The following is a 16,298-nucleotide window of genomic DNA, read 5'->3' on the forward strand; positions in this document are numbered from 1 at the left end:
ACGACATGCGCGGAAAACCATTATTTCCTTTTGCAGCAACCGCTGTTCTCGGACTGCTTTCCATTTTCCTGTTGTCCCTTGTTGGACTGAACGTTGGTTCGGAACAGGCGGCTGAGAACGGGGAAGAGCAGCAGGAGGAAACATCGGATGATCCAATTGAACTTGGACAGAGTGTTTATGAAGGCAACTGTGCCTCCTGTCACGGCGGCGATCTCGGCGGCGGTGTAGGACCTGCACTGGACGGCGGTTACTCGGCTGATGATGTCACGACAGCTATCTCTGAAGGTCCTGGAGATATGCCGGCGGATATCGTGCAGGGCGAAGAAGCCGATGCCGTAGCAGAATTTATTGCAGCAGAAAACGAATAATACAAATGCAGGTGTCTATCGGGGGTCAGTAACCGGGATAGACACCTGTTTTTGCGAAAGAAAGATACCTCCCGTATGAACCGGTACTGTTAGAAAAAAAGCCGGAGGTACGTGAAAATAAAGGAGAAAAACGCAATGAATGAACAACATTTATCCACCCGTCTGGAAAAAGTCGCAGAGTGGGTGCTGCCCGGCGGTACCGTAGCAGATATTGGATCCGATCATGCCTACCTGCCTGTCTACCTTGTCGGAAATCATCTCTGTGAATATGCGATTGCAGGAGAACTCAATGAAGGCCCGCTGCAGTCTGCAAGAGCAAAAATCCGGGAAAATCATCTGCAGGACCGTGTGGAAGCAAGACTTGGTAATGGCCTTCAGGTTCTGGAAAACCGCACCGCGGACACCGTCGTCATCGCAGGCATGGGCGGTCCGTTGATCGCAGAGATTTTAGAAGACGGGAAAGCCTTTCTGGACGATGTACACCGGCTTGTGCTGCAGCCGAATATCGCATCTGACCACGTGCGGTTGTGGCTGAGGCAGAACGATTGGCATCTAATGAAAGAGACCGTTATCGCAGAAGACGGCCGGCTTTATGAAGTACTTGCTGCTGAAAGGGGAGCAGAAGATCCTTATATGGAAGACGAGCCGCTTGAGAAGCAGCTCTGGATCGGGCCGCTCCTCATGAGAACAAAGCCGGCGGCGTTTATTCAGAAATGGAAAAAGGAATATGATCAACTGGAACGTATCCGCAGACAGCTGGAACAGGCACGTGTACCGGAAGCATCGGAGAGGCAGGAAGAGCTTCTGCAGAAACAGAATTGGATCAAGGAGGTACTTTCATGAAACCAATGCACGTCCAGACGATTATCCAGGAATTTGAAAGACGATCTCCAAAACATCTGGCGGTGGATGGAGATAAGATCGGGCTCCAGGTCGGTTCACTCGATAAACCGGTAAATAAAATCATGATTACGCTGGATGTTCTGGAGCCGGTAGTGGATGAAGCAATCGAAAATGACGTCGATTTTATTCTCGCTCACCATCCCCTGCTGTTCCGTCCTATAAAACAATTAAACGTGGATACGTCGTACGGAAGAATGATTGAAAAGCTGATCAAGCATGATATTACCGTGTATGCTGCACATACGAATCTCGATGCTGCAGAGGGCGGTGTGAATGACCTTATGGCCGATGCGCTCGGTATAACCGATACAGACGTACTTGTGCCAGTGTCAGAGGATCCTGTCTTTAAATTAGTCGTATATGTGCCGGAAAGCCATGCTGATCACGTGAGAGAGGCTCTTGGTGATGCTGGAGCCGGTCATATCGGTAATTACAGTCACTGTGCGTTTACTACGGAGGGGCGTGGCGCATTCCGTCCTGGTGAGGGAACCGATCCATTTATCGGAGAACAGGGAAAACTGGAACGTCCTGAAGAACAGAAGATTGAAACTGTGTTTTACGGATCTCAGCGTTCCCGGATCATGCAGGTGCTGAAAAAAACCCACCCTTATGAAGAGCCGGCTTTTGATGTATACCGGCTGGAAACTCCGGGACGGCGTCAGGGACTCGGCCGGATCGGTTACCTCCAGGAAGAAATGACACTGGATGCTTTTGCGGATCATGTAAAAAAAGCGTTTGGAGTAGAAGGAGTACGAGTCGTCGGTGACGGCGGCAGAAAAGTCCGCAAAGCAGCGGTCCTCGGCGGCGACGGCAATAAATATGCAATGGAGGCGCTGAAGCAGGGTGCAGATGTATATGTCACCGGCGATTTGTATTTCCACGTTGCCCATGATGCCTGGATGGAGGGACTGATGATGGTGGACCCCGGTCATCACGTGGAAAAAATCATGAAGCAGTCCGTAGCAGACTGGATGATAGAAGCAGTTCAGTCGCATAAAAAAGCGACGGACGTGATTGTTTCACAGGTGCATACCGACCCTTTCCGCTTCCGGTAGGCTTTGAAAAGCGTATTACTGAAAAAGAAAGCAGGCGCTCCATTTCATGAGTACTTTCGGACCAATGTGGTGCAGACGCAAAAAAACAGCCGGAGGATAATCTCTCCGGCTGCAGCTGGTTATTTGGCACCTTCCCGGCGCTTTTTACGGATTTTCGGCAGGATTTTAGCCAGACGGACGGTGCTCGTCGTATCCCACGTATGCGGATCGTCCTCGTCAAACTGATCAAGAAATTTAATCACTTCTTTCGTAATCAGTGTCGGCGTGGAGGCACCAGACGTAACACCTACTTTACTGACACCCTGAAGCCATTCCAGGTTGATGTCATTTACGTTGCTGATCCGGTAGGACGGAGTGCCTGCAACTTCTTTGGACACCTGGGCAAGGCGGTTGGAGTTGTTGCTTTTCGGGTCACCGACCACGAGAAGCAGATCGCAGTCGCCTGCCTGCTCAGCAACGGCTTCCTGACGGACCTGTGTGGCGTTGCAGATCTCGTTATGAATCTCTGCATGCGGGTATTTATCCGAAGCAGCTTTAATCAGATGCCGCACATCCCACTGGCTCATCGTCGTCTGATTGGTGATGATAATTTTTTCGGAATGGATGTCAAGCGCAGCCACATCCTCCATATTTTCAACGAGGTGAACGATATCCGGAGCGACGCCGATGGCACCTTCCGGTTCGGGGTGGCCTTTCTTACCGATATAAATAAATTCGTAGCCCTGACTCCTGCGTCCGCGGATTAAATCATGTGTTACGGTGACATCCGGGCAGGTAGCATCAATTGCTGTCAGTCCTTTTTCATCTGCAAGGCGGCGGACTTCCGGAGAAACGCCGTGAGCAGTATAAATTACGGTGCCTTTTTCTACCTGGCGGAGAATATCCAGACGATTCTCGCCGTCCAGTGTAACGACACCATCTTCTTCAAAAGCATCTGTTACATGCTTATTATGGACAATCATACCGAGGATATAGATTGGCCGGGGCAGCTCAGGATCCGCGGCGGCTTCTTTTGCCATAACCATTGCGTCCACAACGCCATAGCAGTAGCCGCGCGGAGAAATCTTCTTCACTTCCATGCGTGAAAATCCTCCTCCATTCATCATTCGTACCTATTATAATATCTCCCATCCGCTGTGACAAATGAAGTTATGTCTGGGGCGTACTGGAAGCACTGTACATGTTCGAACGCACAAGGGTTGCAGCTTCCTCTGAGTTCAAGCCGCAGGAAAGAGAAACTTCACTGACGAGGAGACGGGAAGCGAGTTCGAATGCTTTTTTCTCCTCGCTGTGCAGGCGCACTCCTTCAGCAGCATCTTTGCAGCACAGTTCGAAGTAGACATCTGTCCATCCATTCAAGTTATTCTCGCAGAGACGCTGATCCGGTCTTCTGGACGGTTTTTTAAATTCGGTGACAGGTTCTTTTTTTGTATAGGAGTATAAAACGTCTCTTAGTTTCTGAGGGTCCGTTATGGGCCGCAGACCGGAAGCATCCACGCTGGATTCAGGCAGACTCAGTGTAACTCGCTGCAGGGGGAAGTAGACTTCAAAATAATCCTGCTTTTTTCCCAGAATCGTTTTGCTCACGACATCTGTAATCGTTCCCGCACCCTGGCCGGGATAGACTACCGGATCTCCAATGCTGTACATAAGCATTCCTCCATTCGAAAATTGATGGATCTTGTTCCGGTACGCGGATCAGCAGACAGCTGAACACCTGACTTATTTAAAATATGGTTTTTTTCCGGCCGGTACATCCGGCGGCGGTACTTTCATAAGCGGACACGCATCCAACCCTATCTTACCATAAATAGACACGGAGTGATACTTCCAGCTAATTCAGTAAGCACAGAAGAATGATTCGTGCTAAAATAAAGTGTTGCAGACTAATGGTACGAGAAAAGAAAGGTGATAGAATGGAACACAATTTTGAACGGTTCCGGATACGTCCGGAACTTATACAGGCTCTTCAGGAGCAGAACATTTCCAAACCGACAGAAATTCAGGAGCGGCTGATTCCATCTGTACTCCGGGGCGTTGACGTTATCGGTAAATCGCAGACAGGAACAGGAAAAACACTGGCTTTTGTCCTGCCGCTTCTCACGATGATAGATACGGAGAGAAAAGAAACACAGGTCATTATTACAGCACCGACGAGAGAACTCGCAAGACAGCTTTTCGAAGTCGTCAGCCTCTACGCAGAGCATACCGGCGTCCGTGCGCAGCTTGTTATCGGCGGACTGGACAGAGATAGAATGCTGGAAAAAGCAGCCTCGGGTCCACAGATTATTGTCGGTACGCCGGGCCGGGTACTTGATATGATGAACGAAAAGGCTGTGAATGCCTCCAAGGTAAAGAGTTTTGTTGTAGACGAAGCGGATCAGATGCTGGATCTCGGCTTTTTAGATGAGGTGAACAACATTGCCGGCAAGCTTCATGATGATACGCAGCTCCTCGTTTTCTCTGCGACAATTCCGGAATCGCTTATGCCATTTCTGAAAAAATACATGAAGCAGCCGAAACAGGTGGAAGTGCAGCCGAAAGAAACGGGCCCCGCCAACCTGGAACACTGGCTCGTCTGGGATAAAGATCGTCCAAGAGAAGAAGTAATCCGTAAGCTGACGACCCAGATTCAACCGTTTCTAGCAATTATTTTTGCCAACACAAAAGAAAGTGCCGACCGGATCTATGAAGTTCTCCTGGAAGAAGAGCTTAACGTGGACCTTCTTCACGGCGGTGTCGCTCCGAGAAAGCGGAAGAAAGTGCTGAAACGGCTGCAGGATGCAGAAGTACAGTATCTCGTGGCAACGGATCTCATCGCGAGAGGTATTGATATTACCGGTGTCAGCCATATTATCAATGCAGAGATTCCGACGGAGCTTGAGTATTACACGCACCGTGTCGGCCGTACAGCACGTGCCGGGTGGGGTGGTCAGGCGATTACTCTTTACGGCCGCAGCGATGATGCATCCATTGCCCAGCTGAAGAAAAAAGGCACCCGCTTCATTTATAAAGAATGGAAAAAAGGACAGTGGGTGACGGTTGAAAAACGTTCGGATAACCGTCCAAAACAGGATGCAGCACCGCTCCCGCCGAAAAAGAAGAAAAATAGAGTAAAGCCGGCTTATAAGAAAAAAGCGCGTGAAAAAGCAGAGCGGGAACACCAGCGCGAAAGACGAATTAACCGCCGTCAGAAAAACAGAGATGAGCGCCGCGGCAGAACGAAGTAAAAGGAGTTTTTTCATGAAAATTGGTTCACATGTTTCTATGAATGGAAAAAAGATGCTTCTTGGGGCGAGCGAAGAGGCTGCTTCCTATGGAGCGGAAACATTTATGATTTATACCGGAGCTCCGCAGAACACGCGGCGCCGCCCGATTGAAGAACTTAATATCAAAGAGGGAACAGCTCACATGAAGGAGCACGGGATGTCTGATATCGTCGTCCACGCTCCCTACATTATAAATATCGCCAATACAACTAAACCTGAGACATTTCAGCTCGGCGTCGATTTCCTGCGGAGTGAAATTGACCGGACGGAAGCGCTCGGCTCCCGTCAGATTGTGCTTCACCCGGGAGCACATGTCGGCGCAGGCCCGGAAGCTGGCATTAAGAGAATCATTGAAGGGCTGAACGAAGTCATCGATAAGGATCAGGATGTGCAGATTGCTCTGGAAACGATGGCCGGAAAAGGATCTGAAATCGGCCGGTCGTTTGAGGAGCTTGCCGCTGTCATTGATGGGGTTACACACAATGAGAAGCTGTCGGTATGCCTGGATACGTGCCACATTCACGATGCAGGATATGATATTGTTAACGATCTGGACGGCACCCTTGAGGCGTTCGACCGTATTGTCGGACTCGACCGGATCAAAGTCGTGCATGTGAATGACTCAAAAAATGAACGCGGGGCTTCAAAAGACCGTCATGAAAATATCGGATTTGGACATATTGGATTCGATGCATTGACCAATGTTCTATACCACGAAGCTTTTGAAGACCTCCCTAAAATTCTGGAAACGCCTTATGTCGGCACGGATAAGAAAAACAAAAAGCCGCCGTATGAAAAAGAAATCGCCATGATCCGGAAGCGGGAGTTCAATGCCGGCATGAAAGAAGAAATCTTTCCCGGCCTGGAAGTAAACTAACTTTTCGATTCAGCCTTTCGTTCAAAGCGGATGTTCCTTTCAGGGAGCATCCGCTTTTTTGGTATGTAAACGAATACTATTCAAAACGTGTTCTGTGCAGAGCTTTGACACCTCAAGCTTAAAAGAGGTATCCGTTGTTTTTTCACCGGATTCTCAGCAGCTCGAAAATAGTATATTTTCGAGCTGCTGCCAGGGTGGGCACGTCTTACAGGAGAGAGGCTGCAGAAGGATTGCATTTCTTATTTTCCTCCCGTATAATAAAAGACAGAATAAAAGTTTCCCTTGTACAACTTTTTAACGAATGACCAACTTTAACATATATAAGTCGGTAATAAAGGAGGAAAATATCGTGGAAGAAACTATTTCTGTACGTGATCTATCCGTGCACTACAGTGGAACCAGAGCACTTTCGAATATTTCATTTGATGTTCACAAAGGAAAGAGTATCGGCATCATCGGACCGAACGGTGCGGGTAAATCAACGCTACTAAAAGCGATGCTGCAGATGACCAAATATGAGGGGGAGGTTTCGATTTTCGGCGGATCGATGGACGCCTATCGTTCCCGTACTGCTTATGTCCCGCAGCGGTCAGCAGTAGACTGGGATTTTCCTGTCCGTGTCATCGACGTTGTGCGGATGGGGCGCTTCGTCCATGTTCCCTGGTATAAAAAGCTGTCCGCATCCGATAAGGAGAAGGCAGAGTATGCGCTCCGGCAGACGGGGATGGAGGATTTTAAACATCGTCAGATTGGAGAACTTTCCGGCGGTCAGCAGCAGCGCGTTTTTCTTGCACGTGCTCTGGTACAGGAAGCAGAGCTCTTCTTTCTGGACGAGCCGTTTGTAGGGATTGATGCAGCATCTGAAGAGATCATCTCCGGCATTTTAAACGAACTTAAACAACAGGGAAAAACTCTTGTCGTGATTCACCATGACTTAAGTAAAGTGCAGGAATATTTTGATGAGCTGGTTCTCCTGAATCAGACTGTCGTTGCTTCCGGGAACGTAGAGGATGTGTTTTCACAGGAAAACATGAAAAAAGCCTACGGAGGAAGTGCTGCTGTCTTCGGCGGGGAAAACGGTCTGGTGGTGGCAGGAAGATGAACGGAATAACGGTATTTCTTGACCAGCTGGCCAATTACGGCTATCTGCAGACTGCCCTTATAACTGCTGTTCTCGTCGGTATCATCTGTGGCGTGATCGGCTGTTTTATCATTCTCCGCGGAATGGCACTGATGGGGGATGCGATTTCCCACGCCGTTCTTCCCGGCGTTGTCTTTGCTTATATGATCGGAAGCAGCATCTTTCTCGGGGCGTTTATCACCGGTGTGCTGACCGCTCTCGCCATTGGATTTATTTCACAGAACAGCCGCATTAAAGAGGATTCGTCTATAGGAATTATGTTTACGGCAATGTTTGCACTTGGTATCGTAGCGATGACCTCGCTGAGTGGTACTTCGATTGACCTGATGCATTATCTGTTCGGTAATGTATTGGCTGTATCCAATGCAAATGTCATTACGACGTTCGTCATCGGAATCGTTGTACTGATCGCCGTGGCGCTTTTCTACCGTCCGCTGCTGTTGACGACATTTGATGCAACGATGGCGGAAGCTTCCGGTCTTCCGGTCCGGTGGATCCACTACTTGTTTATGCTTCTTTTGTCGCTGGTGACGGTCGCTTCGCTTCAGACTGTTGGTATCATTCTGGTCGTCGCGATGCTGATTACGCCAGGAGCGACGGCATACCTGCTGACCGATCGATTTCCGGTCATGATCGCTCTCTCCGCAGGTTTTGGAGCCATGTCTGCTGTCATTGGGCTCTATTTCTCTGTATTGTATGATGTTGCTTCAGGAGCATCGATCGTTCTTGCAGCCACTTCCTTTTTTGCTGCAGCTTTTCTATTTGGGCCTAAATACGGTCTGATCGTGAAAGCCATGCGCCGTCCGCAGGCAGATTCATCTGCAGCCGGGGGTCGATCTGCCTAATTCGGCAGGTGTTTTTTCTTGCATTCCAAGCGCTTCTCCTATAGTATGACTACCTGAACTTATTATTTTGGTTTGTTATACAGTAAAAGGAGGATATTTCATGCGATTTTCGTTTGCAGCGATGGCTGTAACAGCGCTGCTGTTCACGGCCGCGTCGCTACTTCTGGGATCCGGATATATGGAAACCCAGCAGCAGATTTCCGAGCTTGAAACTGCTGAATCAACAGACGCTCAGGAGCGCGTGAATGAGCATATGGAAGAGCTGGAAGAACAAATTTCCGGCCTGCCTGATGGTTATGAAGTAAAAGGACATGCAGACTGGGAGCAGGCAGGGATGTTTGCTGCTCATGTATATGAAGACAGTGAAGGCGCGTTTGAAAAAGACTGGGGGCTTCTGCTTGCCCTGGAAGCAGAGAAGCAGAATATCGACCCATTTGTCGTATACGAACTGCTCCGGGTCGAAACAGGAGATACGTTTGATCCTGAACTTGTAGGTCCGGAGACGCAATATGGCCACGCATATGGCATGGCTCAGTTCATGGAGAATACCGGGCCGTGGATTGCCGAGATGGCCGGCCTTCCGTATGAAAAAGAACTTCTGTTTGATCCGCAGTATGCGATTCAGCTTTCAGTGACGTACCTTTCCTACCTGCACGACAGATACGAAGGAAACTGGGACGAAGCACTCACAGCCTACCACCGCGGTATGAGCGGGATGAAGCAGTATGTCCAGGAAAACGGGGATGCAGCCAGCTGGTATGCTGTAGAGATTCAGGAAAAAGCAGAGGCGATGGAAACGGCACTGCGCTGAAATTAGAAATAACCAATAAAAAAGAAGCCCTCTGCCGCGAAGGTGGAGGGCTTCTTCTTTGACAGCAGGCCGTAAATCTCCCTGCTGTTTAGTTAACGTTTTAGACGATCAGCTGTCTTCTGACTGAGCTGCAGCAAGGCGCTGAAATTCCAGCTGACTGTTAAGCGGCGGCTTTTCGTTTTTGACATAGTTATACGTACCATCCGTATTCATGACACGTGCTTTTTGATTATCATCCAGAGAGAGATCCAGAACTTCCTTCACCCGTGCTTTCACATGTGTTTCATACACCGGGAAGACAATTTCGATTCGTTTCTCCATGTTCCGTGTCATCCAGTCAGCGGATGAAAGGTAGATGGCTTCTTCTCCATTCTGGTAAAAATAAAAGATACGGCTGTGCTCCAGAAAACGGCCGAGAATACTCCGGACGGTGATGTTTTCACTGACACCGGGAATACCGGGTTTCAGGCAGCAGATGCCGCGGATGATCAGTTCAATTTCCACTCCGGCGCAGCTTGCCTCGTATAGTTTCATAATGATCGGTTTATCGGTCAATGAGTTCATCTTGGCCGTGATTTTTCCGTTTCCGTTCTCATTATGCGACGCAATTTCCTTATCAATCATATCCAGGAATGCTTCCCGGATCTCAAAGGGAGCAGTGGCGATTTCTTTCCAGTCCGGCTTGGAGCTGAATCCGCTCAGGTAATTGAAGAAATTGGTGGCATCAATGCCGTAACTGCTGCGCGTCGTAAGCATGCCCATATCCGTGTAAAGTTTCGCCGTAGAATCATTGTAGTTGCCGGTGCCCAGATGGACAAAACGCTGAATTTTTTCATTTTCATGCCGGACGACGAGTGTAATTTTGCTGTGGGTTTTCAGTGCCGTAATACCGTAAATCACATGACAGCCCGCTTTCTCGAGCTGCTTGGCCCACTGAATGTTGTTTTCCTCATCAAAACGGGCTTTCAGTTCGACAAGAACGGTGACCTGCTTGCCGAGCTCCGCTGCCCGGGCGAGTGCAGCAATGATAGGAGAGTCCCCGCTGACGCGGTAAAGCGTCTGCTTAATCGCAAGGACCTGCTCATCTTCTGCGGCCTGAGCGATGAAATCGACGACGGGCTGAAATGACTCGTAAGGGTGATGAAGGAAAATATCCTTTTTCAGCATCGCATCCATGATGTTTTCTTCGCCGACGAGGTCTTTCGGCGGCTGCGGGATGGCAGTCTCATAAGCTAGCTCGTCAAAACGCGGAGCCAGTCCACTGTAAAAGGCGAAGAAAAAGGACAAATCAAGGGGGCCGTCAACTTCATAGAAATCATCGCGGTCCAGCTCCAGGACGTCGGTTAAAAGGGATAGAACGTTTGGATCCATCCGGTCTTTTTCCATTTCAAAACGAACGGCTGCGCCCCACTTTCGTTTCTTCAGCTCTTTTTCAATCTCCCGGAGCAGGTCCCGGGCTCCTTCTTCATGAATCGTCAGGTCCGCATTCCGGGTAATACGGAATGGGGAGACCGAAAGAATCGTGTGGCCGGTGAACAGGTGATCGATGAAATGGGCAATGACATTTTCCATTAATACAAAGCGGGTGCCGTCCTCTTCAACAGGCACTGCTCTGCTTAACACCGACGGGACCTGCACAATCGCGAGCCTCCGCGGACCTTCCTGCTCCAGCACGACTGCAAGATTCAGGCTTTTATTGGAGATCATCGGGAAAGGTCTGTACGCGTCGATAGCAAGCGGTGTGAGGACTGGCAGAATATAATTTTTGAAATGCTCGTGCATCCGGTGATATTCTTCCTCATTAAGCTCCTCCGGCGTTAAAAACATCAGCCCTTTGTCATTCAGCTCCGGAAGAATGTGGTGCTGGAGAAGGTGATACTGCCTTGCAACGAGCGTCTGATTGGAGGAGGCGATCCGTTCCAGCTGCTGCTTCGGAGTCAATGCCGTTTTGTTCTCCGGCCGGTTATATCCTGCTTTCACCTGATCTTTTAATCCTGCTACCCGAACCATGAAAAATTCGTCCAGGTTGGAGCTGAAAATGGCCAGGAATTTCAGCCGCTCCAGCAGCGGATTTGACGTATCGGCGGCTTCTTCAAGCACCCGCTCGTTAAAGCGGAGCCAGCTGAGTTCCCGGTTATGATAATAGGATGGATCCTGAAATGGCTGTTCGGTCATCTGCTGCCCTCATTTCTTTAAAAATTTGCGCTGGCCGGTCAGCCGGCGCTATGTTTCTCCGGGCTCCCGTCATCAAGCGGCGGGGGCGGCCTGGAAGAAATGCTTTTTTCAGTGTAGCAGACAGTTGTTAACCCAGTGTTAAGATTGTTCTTCTTCAAAAATAAATTCAATACTTCGTTTGAGCGGCCGTTCCAGGTGCTTTTTGTATTTATTCGCATCGGCCTCTTCAAAGAAGGCGTCGCCTGTATAGTAAACTTTTAATGTAAGGTTGTGCCGGCCGGCATGAACGATTTCCATTCGAGTCGTAACGCTCTGCTCGGATGTATTCAGAGCATGGGAGATGCGGTTGATCGCACCGAGCAGTTCAAACCGTTTCAACTCTTTTTTATCCACCCATTTCTTATACGGCTTCGCAAACTGTTTTAATTGGGAGCGGGATTTGAACGATGCCGTAAAGGCAACAGCCAGCCGCTCCATATGAGACATCCCATCGATGGATTGATTTGTCAGAAGGTAGAAGGAATGCTGACTTTTCGATTCAGCATGGATCGCTCCGCCGATATAGAACACGTTGGCGCCGAGCCGCAGGAGATGCAGTTCCTGATCGTCCAGATCAACCAGCTGATGTTTTTTAAGTTCGTCCGCGAGAAAGGCCGACAAAATCGATATCCGCTTCTGAAGAACAGTGTTCAGGCGGTAATAGTTGCTGAGCTGATAGAAACTTTCTTCTTTCACGTTTGGGAAGTGGGTGACTTCGATCGCGGAGAGCATCTGTTCAAAGAACAGACCATCGCGGAGTCCGCGGCTGCTGACGATGAACGCTCCACCGTCCGACGTGTCCATCAGCACCTGCATGGCAGCGGCGGCAGGGAGGATGATATCCGCCCGGTCTTTTGATAAACCATCCAGCTTTTCCCGCTTTTTCAGCGACATATTCCGCAGATCTTCGATAACATCCTCCATATCGTCCTCTTCCATTTTATACTGGTGGAGGCCGGAGATCGGATAGGAAATTTCATCCTGATGGACCTGGGCAATGTTCCGCGCAGAGCCTCCAATTCCGATCACCGGGACTTCGCGGTCGGGCACCCAATCGAGTGACCGGTACGATTCTTCAAGAAAGCGGCACAGTTTTTTCCATTCCGCTTCCGTCGGTGTGTCCCCTGCAACAAACTGTTTTTTCAGTGTCAGCGCACCGAAGGGAAAGCTGTGTGAATGCTTTAATTCCCTGTCCTGAAAATACGTAATTTCAGTACTTCCGCCGCCGATATCAATTGTCAGTCCTTCATTGATATCGGTGGAATTAGTGACCGCAAGATACCCGTAATACGCTTCCTGTTCTTCGGAGAGCACTTCGAAAGGAAAGTCGGAGTGAGCCGCGATTGCATTCATAATTTCATCCTGATTGGACGCATTACGGACCGCAGCTGTCGCTACACCCCGGATACTTGTGAATTCATAATTTTCAGCGACAAGGGCGAATTTGTCGAGTGTGTCCAAAATGACCTGGATTCCTTCATCCGTCATCGCTCCATCTTCATCAATATATGTACTGAGCCGCGCGGTTACTTTTAAATTCTGTGCTTCCCGGAAGCACGCCTGTTCATCTACTTCATACACGACAAACCGAACGGAGTTGGATCCCATATCGATAATACCGATCTGCTGCATTGCCATGAAAAAAACCTCCTTCATCTTCCTTTGGTTTCCATTATACCGGCAAATGATTTTTCCTGCGACCTTGAGTCAAGCGAATCAGACATTTTACAGGACGAATTTCATCCGTTATACTATAAGACGATCAAATCGGAATAATTACTATTCAAAAACAAATTATTTATTTCATTTAAATAGTAGCAGCATCCGCAGGTAATGGTACCAGCAGGGTGGAAACGAAAGGAGGAGAGAGCTTATGAGCACAGAAGAAATTGTAGCGATGGATCATGTATCCTTTAAATACGGAAGGCAGAACGTGCTCGACGATATTAGTCTGCATGTAAAAAAAGGTTCCTTTCTCGGTCTGGTAGGCCCGAACGGGTCCGGGAAATCGACGTTGATTAAACTGCTGCTCGGCCTGCACAAACAGCAGGATGGAACCATTCAGCTTTTCGGAGAAGACCACCGCCGGTTCAGAGGCTGGAGCCGTGTTGGTTTTGTATCCCAGAAAGCGGCCAGTTTTAATAGTGGATTTCCGGCGACGGTAAAAGAAGTTGTATCGATGGGGCTGTATGGAAAAAAGGGTCTCTTTCGGTTTCTTACCAAAAAGGACCGTCAGCGTGTGGAGGAAGCTCTGGAGAAGGTAGGGATGCGTGAATATAAAAATAAAACGATCGGTCAGCTCTCCGGCGGCCAGCAGCAGCGGGTTTTCATCGCCAGGGCGCTCGTCAGCGATCCAGAGCTGCTGATTCTGGATGAGCCTACCGTTGGTGTGGATGCCGAATCCGTGCAGAATTTTTATACACTGCTTAAAGAATTAAATGAACAGCAGGGAATGACGCTCATTCTGGTCACACATGATATCGGAGCGATGAGCAGTTATGTAACGGATGTTGCCTGCCTCAACAAATGTCTCCATTACCATGGCGGTATTGTCGACTATGAAGAAAACCGGGAGGAACTAATGAACCGGATGTATGGGCACGAGGTCAACGTGATTGAGCATAACCATGACCACCATCACCACAGCCATGATCATGATCACGATGACTTGCACGGAGGGCGGCCGGGATGAGTGCATTCTGGACATATGAATTTCTCCGCTATTCCTTGTTCACGTCCATGATGATCGGTGTCCTCGCACCGGTTATGGGTGTTTTTGTTGTCGTGCGCCGGATGTCTTTAATGGCGGATGCTTTGTCGCATATTACACTCACAGGCATCGCTTTTAGTCTTCTGATCGGGCGGTGGCACCCTCCTGCGGCCGCCTGGAATCCGGTCTATATGGGAATGGTATTTGCCGTTGGCGGGTCTGTGCTGATCGACAGGCTCCGCCGTATTTTCATGCATTATAAAGAAGCTGCGATTACAATTATTCTCTCCGGAGCGATAGGCGTCGGTGTCGTATTTATTTCGCTTGCTGACGGGTTTAACACGGACTTGTTTTCTTATTTGTTCGGCAGTGTGAGTGCTGTTTCCAGAACGGATTTTTTCATTATTCTTATCCTGAGCAGCGTTGTGCTGCTTCTTCTCGTTCTTTTTTATAAAGAACTGTTTTTTCTCAGCTTTGATGAAGAACAGGCCGTTGCTTCCGGCATTCCCAGACAGCGTATTCATGCGTTGTTTATTGTGATGACTGCGCTCGTCATAGGACTGTCCATGCAGATTGTCGGCATTCTGTTAGTCTCGGCATTAATGACCCTTCCTGTGGCAGCTGCGATGCGTTTTGCAGGATCATTTAAACAATTGTTTATTTACGCTGCTGTCATCGGAGAGGTATGTGTGCTTACCGGTCTTTTTGCTGCTTTTTATCTGGATACGGCTCCAGGCGGGACGATCGTTCTGCTGAATACACTTGTTCTCGTTTTATCAATCGCTGTATCCAAGGCGGCAGGAAAGGAGGCGGTCTAAATGGAATGGATTCAGGACTGGTCCTTTCTGGAGCGCGGGCTGTTTGCAGGAATGGTTATTGGGTTTTTAAGTCCGGTGCTTGGAGCATTTTTATTTGTACGCCGGATGACCATTATTTCCGAAGGACTGTCTCACGTCACACTAACAGGGATCACAGCAGGGCTTGTTCTCATGCAGGTCACAGCTGTTTTCAGCTGGCTGAATCCTCTGTATACAGGTCTCTTGGCAGCGATTTTCGGCGCGTTCATTATTGAGCGGCTCCGGGGGATGTATCGTGCATTTGAGGAAGTATCGGTGCCCATTCTACTTTCCGCTGCCGTTGGAGCAAGTGCTGTATTGATGAGTCTGGTGCCCACAAGCTATGCAGAGTGGTACAGCTATCTGTTCGGTTCTATTTTAACGGTGCGTCAGGAGGATGTCTGGTTCACCATCGGTGTTGGTGCCGTAACCCTTCTGCTCATGCTGCTGTTCTACAAAGAACTTCTTGCGATTTCGTTTGATCAGGAGTTTGCTTCAGTTACAGGTGTTCCGGTGCAGCGTGTAAATATGGTGTTTACGCTTCTATTGGCGCTTGTTATTGCGCTGTCGATGAAAATCGTCGGTATTCTGCTCGTCGGCGCGTTGATTATTCTGCCGACGGCGGCTGCCTACCTCATAGCAAAAAGCTTTCGCCGCATGCTTCTGCTTGGTATACTGTTCGGAGAAGCATCTGTACTGGGGGGCATTACAGCCTCGTATTACCTCGACGTAGCTACGGGTGGAATGATTGTTGTCTGTGGGCTCCTCCTGTTTACTGCAGCTCTCGTGTCTGCTTTCGTGCGGGGGAGAACCGGACTTGGAGAGGAGAGAATCACATGAATGTCAATGAAGCCATTGCCATAATGAAAGAAGAAGGGCATAAATATACAGACAAGCGCCGCGATATGCTTCAGCTGTTTGCAGATGAAAGCCGTTATCTTGCTGCGAAAGATGTCTTAGAGGCACTGAAGCCGACATACGGCGGCATGAGTTTTGATACTATTTATCGGAATTTATCGCTGTTTACGGATCTCGGGATTCTCGAGGCAACGGAGCTGGATGGAGAAAAGCGGTTTCGGTTCAACTGCGCGACAACGCATCACCATCATCATATTATCTGTCTGGAGTGCGGAAGAACGAGCCACATTCACCATTGTCCGATGGAGGCCGCAGCGGTTTCTGCACCGGGATTTGAAGTAGTGGATCATAAATTTGAAATATACGGATACTGCCGGGAGTGCCGGCAGACAGAGGCTGGGTAGTAGCATA

Annotated in this window: 16 protein-coding genes; 12 read left to right on the forward strand and 4 right to left on the reverse strand. The window is 49.1% G+C overall.

Features of this window, described 5'->3' with window-relative positions:
- Window positions 1-5 precede the first annotated feature (5 nt).
- The 3 genes from C6I21_RS11745 (at window position 6) to C6I21_RS11755 (ending at window position 2,326) form a co-directional block, all read left to right on the forward strand.
- The gene (locus tag C6I21_RS11745) at window positions 6-368 is read left to right on the forward strand and encodes a c-type cytochrome (protein WP_105959676.1); all 363 of its coding nucleotides are present in this window, start codon (window positions 6-8) and stop codon (window positions 366-368) included.
- Window positions 369-503: 135 nt separating this feature from the next.
- Window positions 504-1,211 carry a tRNA (adenine(22)-N(1))-methyltransferase gene (locus C6I21_RS11750; RefSeq protein ID WP_105959677.1) on the forward strand — a complete coding sequence of 236 codons (708 nt, stop codon included), beginning with the start codon at window positions 504-506 and terminating at the stop codon, window positions 1,209-1,211.
- Window positions 1,208-2,326, forward strand: coding sequence for a Nif3-like dinuclear metal center hexameric protein (locus C6I21_RS11755; protein WP_105959678.1), 1,119 nt, complete (start codon window positions 1,208-1,210; stop codon window positions 2,324-2,326). Before C6I21_RS11750 ends, C6I21_RS11755 begins: the two co-directional genes overlap by 4 nt.
- A gap of 119 nt (window positions 2,327-2,445) precedes the next feature.
- Here the strand turns inward: C6I21_RS11755 and C6I21_RS11760 are convergent, their stop codons facing one another.
- Window positions 2,446-3,405 (reverse strand): 4-hydroxy-3-methylbut-2-enyl diphosphate reductase, encoded by a 960-nt coding sequence (locus C6I21_RS11760; RefSeq protein WP_105959679.1) that lies wholly within the window; start codon window positions 3,403-3,405, stop codon window positions 2,446-2,448.
- 70 nt (window positions 3,406-3,475) lie between these two features.
- Entirely contained in the window at window positions 3,476-3,976 is a 501-nt protein-coding gene (locus tag C6I21_RS11765; protein ID WP_105959680.1) for a CarD family transcriptional regulator, read from the reverse strand.
- Window positions 3,977-4,242: 266 nt separating this feature from the next.
- Between C6I21_RS11765 and C6I21_RS11770 the strand changes: the two genes are divergently transcribed.
- The 5 genes from C6I21_RS11770 (at window position 4,243) to C6I21_RS11790 (ending at window position 9,269) form a co-directional block, all read left to right on the forward strand.
- Complete coding sequence (locus C6I21_RS11770) at window positions 4,243-5,556, forward strand: DEAD/DEAH box helicase (protein ID WP_105959681.1); 1,314 nt, start codon at window positions 4,243-4,245, stop codon at window positions 5,554-5,556.
- Between the two features lie 13 nt (window positions 5,557-5,569).
- Complete coding sequence (locus tag C6I21_RS11775; RefSeq protein WP_105959682.1) at window positions 5,570-6,472, forward strand: deoxyribonuclease IV; 903 nt, start codon at window positions 5,570-5,572, stop codon at window positions 6,470-6,472.
- A gap of 349 nt (window positions 6,473-6,821) precedes the next feature.
- Window positions 6,822-7,574, forward strand: coding sequence for a metal ABC transporter ATP-binding protein (locus C6I21_RS11780; RefSeq protein ID WP_245411625.1), 753 nt, complete (start codon window positions 6,822-6,824; stop codon window positions 7,572-7,574).
- Window positions 7,571-8,458 (forward strand): metal ABC transporter permease, encoded by an 888-nt coding sequence (locus tag C6I21_RS11785; RefSeq protein WP_105959684.1) that lies wholly within the window; start codon window positions 7,571-7,573, stop codon window positions 8,456-8,458. Before C6I21_RS11780 ends, C6I21_RS11785 begins: the two co-directional genes overlap by 4 nt.
- A gap of 100 nt (window positions 8,459-8,558) precedes the next feature.
- Window positions 8,559-9,269, forward strand: coding sequence for a lytic transglycosylase domain-containing protein (locus C6I21_RS11790; protein ID WP_245411626.1), 711 nt, complete (start codon window positions 8,559-8,561; stop codon window positions 9,267-9,269).
- 108 nt (window positions 9,270-9,377) lie between these two features.
- Here C6I21_RS11790 and C6I21_RS11795 read toward each other — a convergent pair whose 3' ends face one another.
- Complete coding sequence (locus tag C6I21_RS11795; protein WP_105959685.1) at window positions 9,378-11,444, reverse strand: RNA degradosome polyphosphate kinase; 2,067 nt, start codon at window positions 11,442-11,444, stop codon at window positions 9,378-9,380.
- Between the two features lie 138 nt (window positions 11,445-11,582).
- The gene (locus tag C6I21_RS11800; protein WP_105959686.1) at window positions 11,583-13,121 is read right to left on the reverse strand and encodes a Ppx/GppA family phosphatase; all 1,539 of its coding nucleotides are present in this window, start codon (window positions 13,119-13,121) and stop codon (window positions 11,583-11,585) included.
- A gap of 235 nt (window positions 13,122-13,356) precedes the next feature.
- On the opposite strand from C6I21_RS11800, the gene C6I21_RS11805 reads away from it, so the two are divergent.
- From C6I21_RS11805 to C6I21_RS11820, 4 genes are read left to right on the forward strand one after another with little or no spacing between them, the layout of a single operon-like run.
- Entirely contained in the window at window positions 13,357-14,175 is an 819-nt protein-coding gene (locus C6I21_RS11805; protein WP_105959687.1) for a metal ABC transporter ATP-binding protein, read from the forward strand.
- Window positions 14,172-15,011, forward strand: a complete 840-nt coding sequence (locus C6I21_RS11810) for a metal ABC transporter permease (RefSeq protein WP_105959688.1) — start codon at window positions 14,172-14,174, stop codon at window positions 15,009-15,011. Before C6I21_RS11805 ends, C6I21_RS11810 begins: the two co-directional genes overlap by 4 nt.
- Entirely contained in the window at window positions 15,012-15,869 is an 858-nt protein-coding gene (locus C6I21_RS11815) for a metal ABC transporter permease (protein WP_105959689.1), read from the forward strand.
- Window positions 15,866-16,291 carry a Fur family transcriptional regulator gene (locus C6I21_RS11820; RefSeq protein ID WP_105959690.1) on the forward strand — a complete coding sequence of 142 codons (426 nt, stop codon included), beginning with the start codon at window positions 15,866-15,868 and terminating at the stop codon, window positions 16,289-16,291. The genes C6I21_RS11815 and C6I21_RS11820 overlap by 4 nt, the downstream gene beginning before the upstream one ends.
- Window positions 16,292-16,298: the final 7 nt, after the last annotated feature.

The organism is Alkalicoccus urumqiensis (assembly GCF_002993335.1).
Classification (GTDB): domain Bacteria; phylum Bacillota; class Bacilli; order Bacillales; family Salisediminibacteriaceae; genus Alkalicoccus; species Alkalicoccus urumqiensis.

What these genes read in the sequence shown, in the direction of transcription:
- C6I21_RS11750 (WP_105959677.1), top strand. Translation starts at nt 504, where the DNA reads ATGAATGAACAACATTTATCCACCCGTCTGGAAAAAGTCGCAGAGTGG.
- C6I21_RS11820 (WP_105959690.1), top strand. Translation starts at nt 15,866, where the DNA reads ATGAATGTCAATGAAGCCATTGCCATAATGAAAGAAGAAGGGCATAAA.
- C6I21_RS11815 (WP_105959689.1), top strand. Translation starts at nt 15,012, where the DNA reads ATGGAATGGATTCAGGACTGGTCCTTTCTGGAGCGCGGGCTGTTTGCA.
- C6I21_RS11765 (WP_105959680.1), bottom strand. Translation starts at nt 3,976, where the DNA reads ATGTACAGCATTGGAGATCCGGTAGTCTATCCCGGCCAGGGTGCGGGA.
- C6I21_RS11760 (WP_105959679.1), bottom strand. Translation starts at nt 3,405, where the DNA reads ATGGAAGTGAAGAAGATTTCTCCGCGCGGCTACTGCTATGGCGTTGTG.
- C6I21_RS11795 (WP_105959685.1), bottom strand. Translation starts at nt 11,444, where the DNA reads ATGACCGAACAGCCATTTCAGGATCCATCCTATTATCATAACCGGGAA.
- C6I21_RS11755 (WP_105959678.1), top strand. Translation starts at nt 1,208, where the DNA reads ATGAAACCAATGCACGTCCAGACGATTATCCAGGAATTTGAAAGACGA.
- C6I21_RS11775 (WP_105959682.1), top strand. Translation starts at nt 5,570, where the DNA reads ATGAAAATTGGTTCACATGTTTCTATGAATGGAAAAAAGATGCTTCTT.
- C6I21_RS11790 (WP_245411626.1), top strand. Translation starts at nt 8,559, where the DNA reads ATGCGATTTTCGTTTGCAGCGATGGCTGTAACAGCGCTGCTGTTCACG.
- C6I21_RS11805 (WP_105959687.1), top strand. Translation starts at nt 13,357, where the DNA reads ATGAGCACAGAAGAAATTGTAGCGATGGATCATGTATCCTTTAAATAC.
- C6I21_RS11770 (WP_105959681.1), top strand. Translation starts at nt 4,243, where the DNA reads ATGGAACACAATTTTGAACGGTTCCGGATACGTCCGGAACTTATACAG.
- C6I21_RS11800 (WP_105959686.1), bottom strand. Translation starts at nt 13,121, where the DNA reads ATGGCAATGCAGCAGATCGGTATTATCGATATGGGATCCAACTCCGTT.
- C6I21_RS11745 (WP_105959676.1), top strand. Translation starts at nt 6, where the DNA reads ATGCGCGGAAAACCATTATTTCCTTTTGCAGCAACCGCTGTTCTCGGA.
- C6I21_RS11785 (WP_105959684.1), top strand. Translation starts at nt 7,571, where the DNA reads ATGAACGGAATAACGGTATTTCTTGACCAGCTGGCCAATTACGGCTAT.
- C6I21_RS11810 (WP_105959688.1), top strand. Translation starts at nt 14,172, where the DNA reads ATGAGTGCATTCTGGACATATGAATTTCTCCGCTATTCCTTGTTCACG.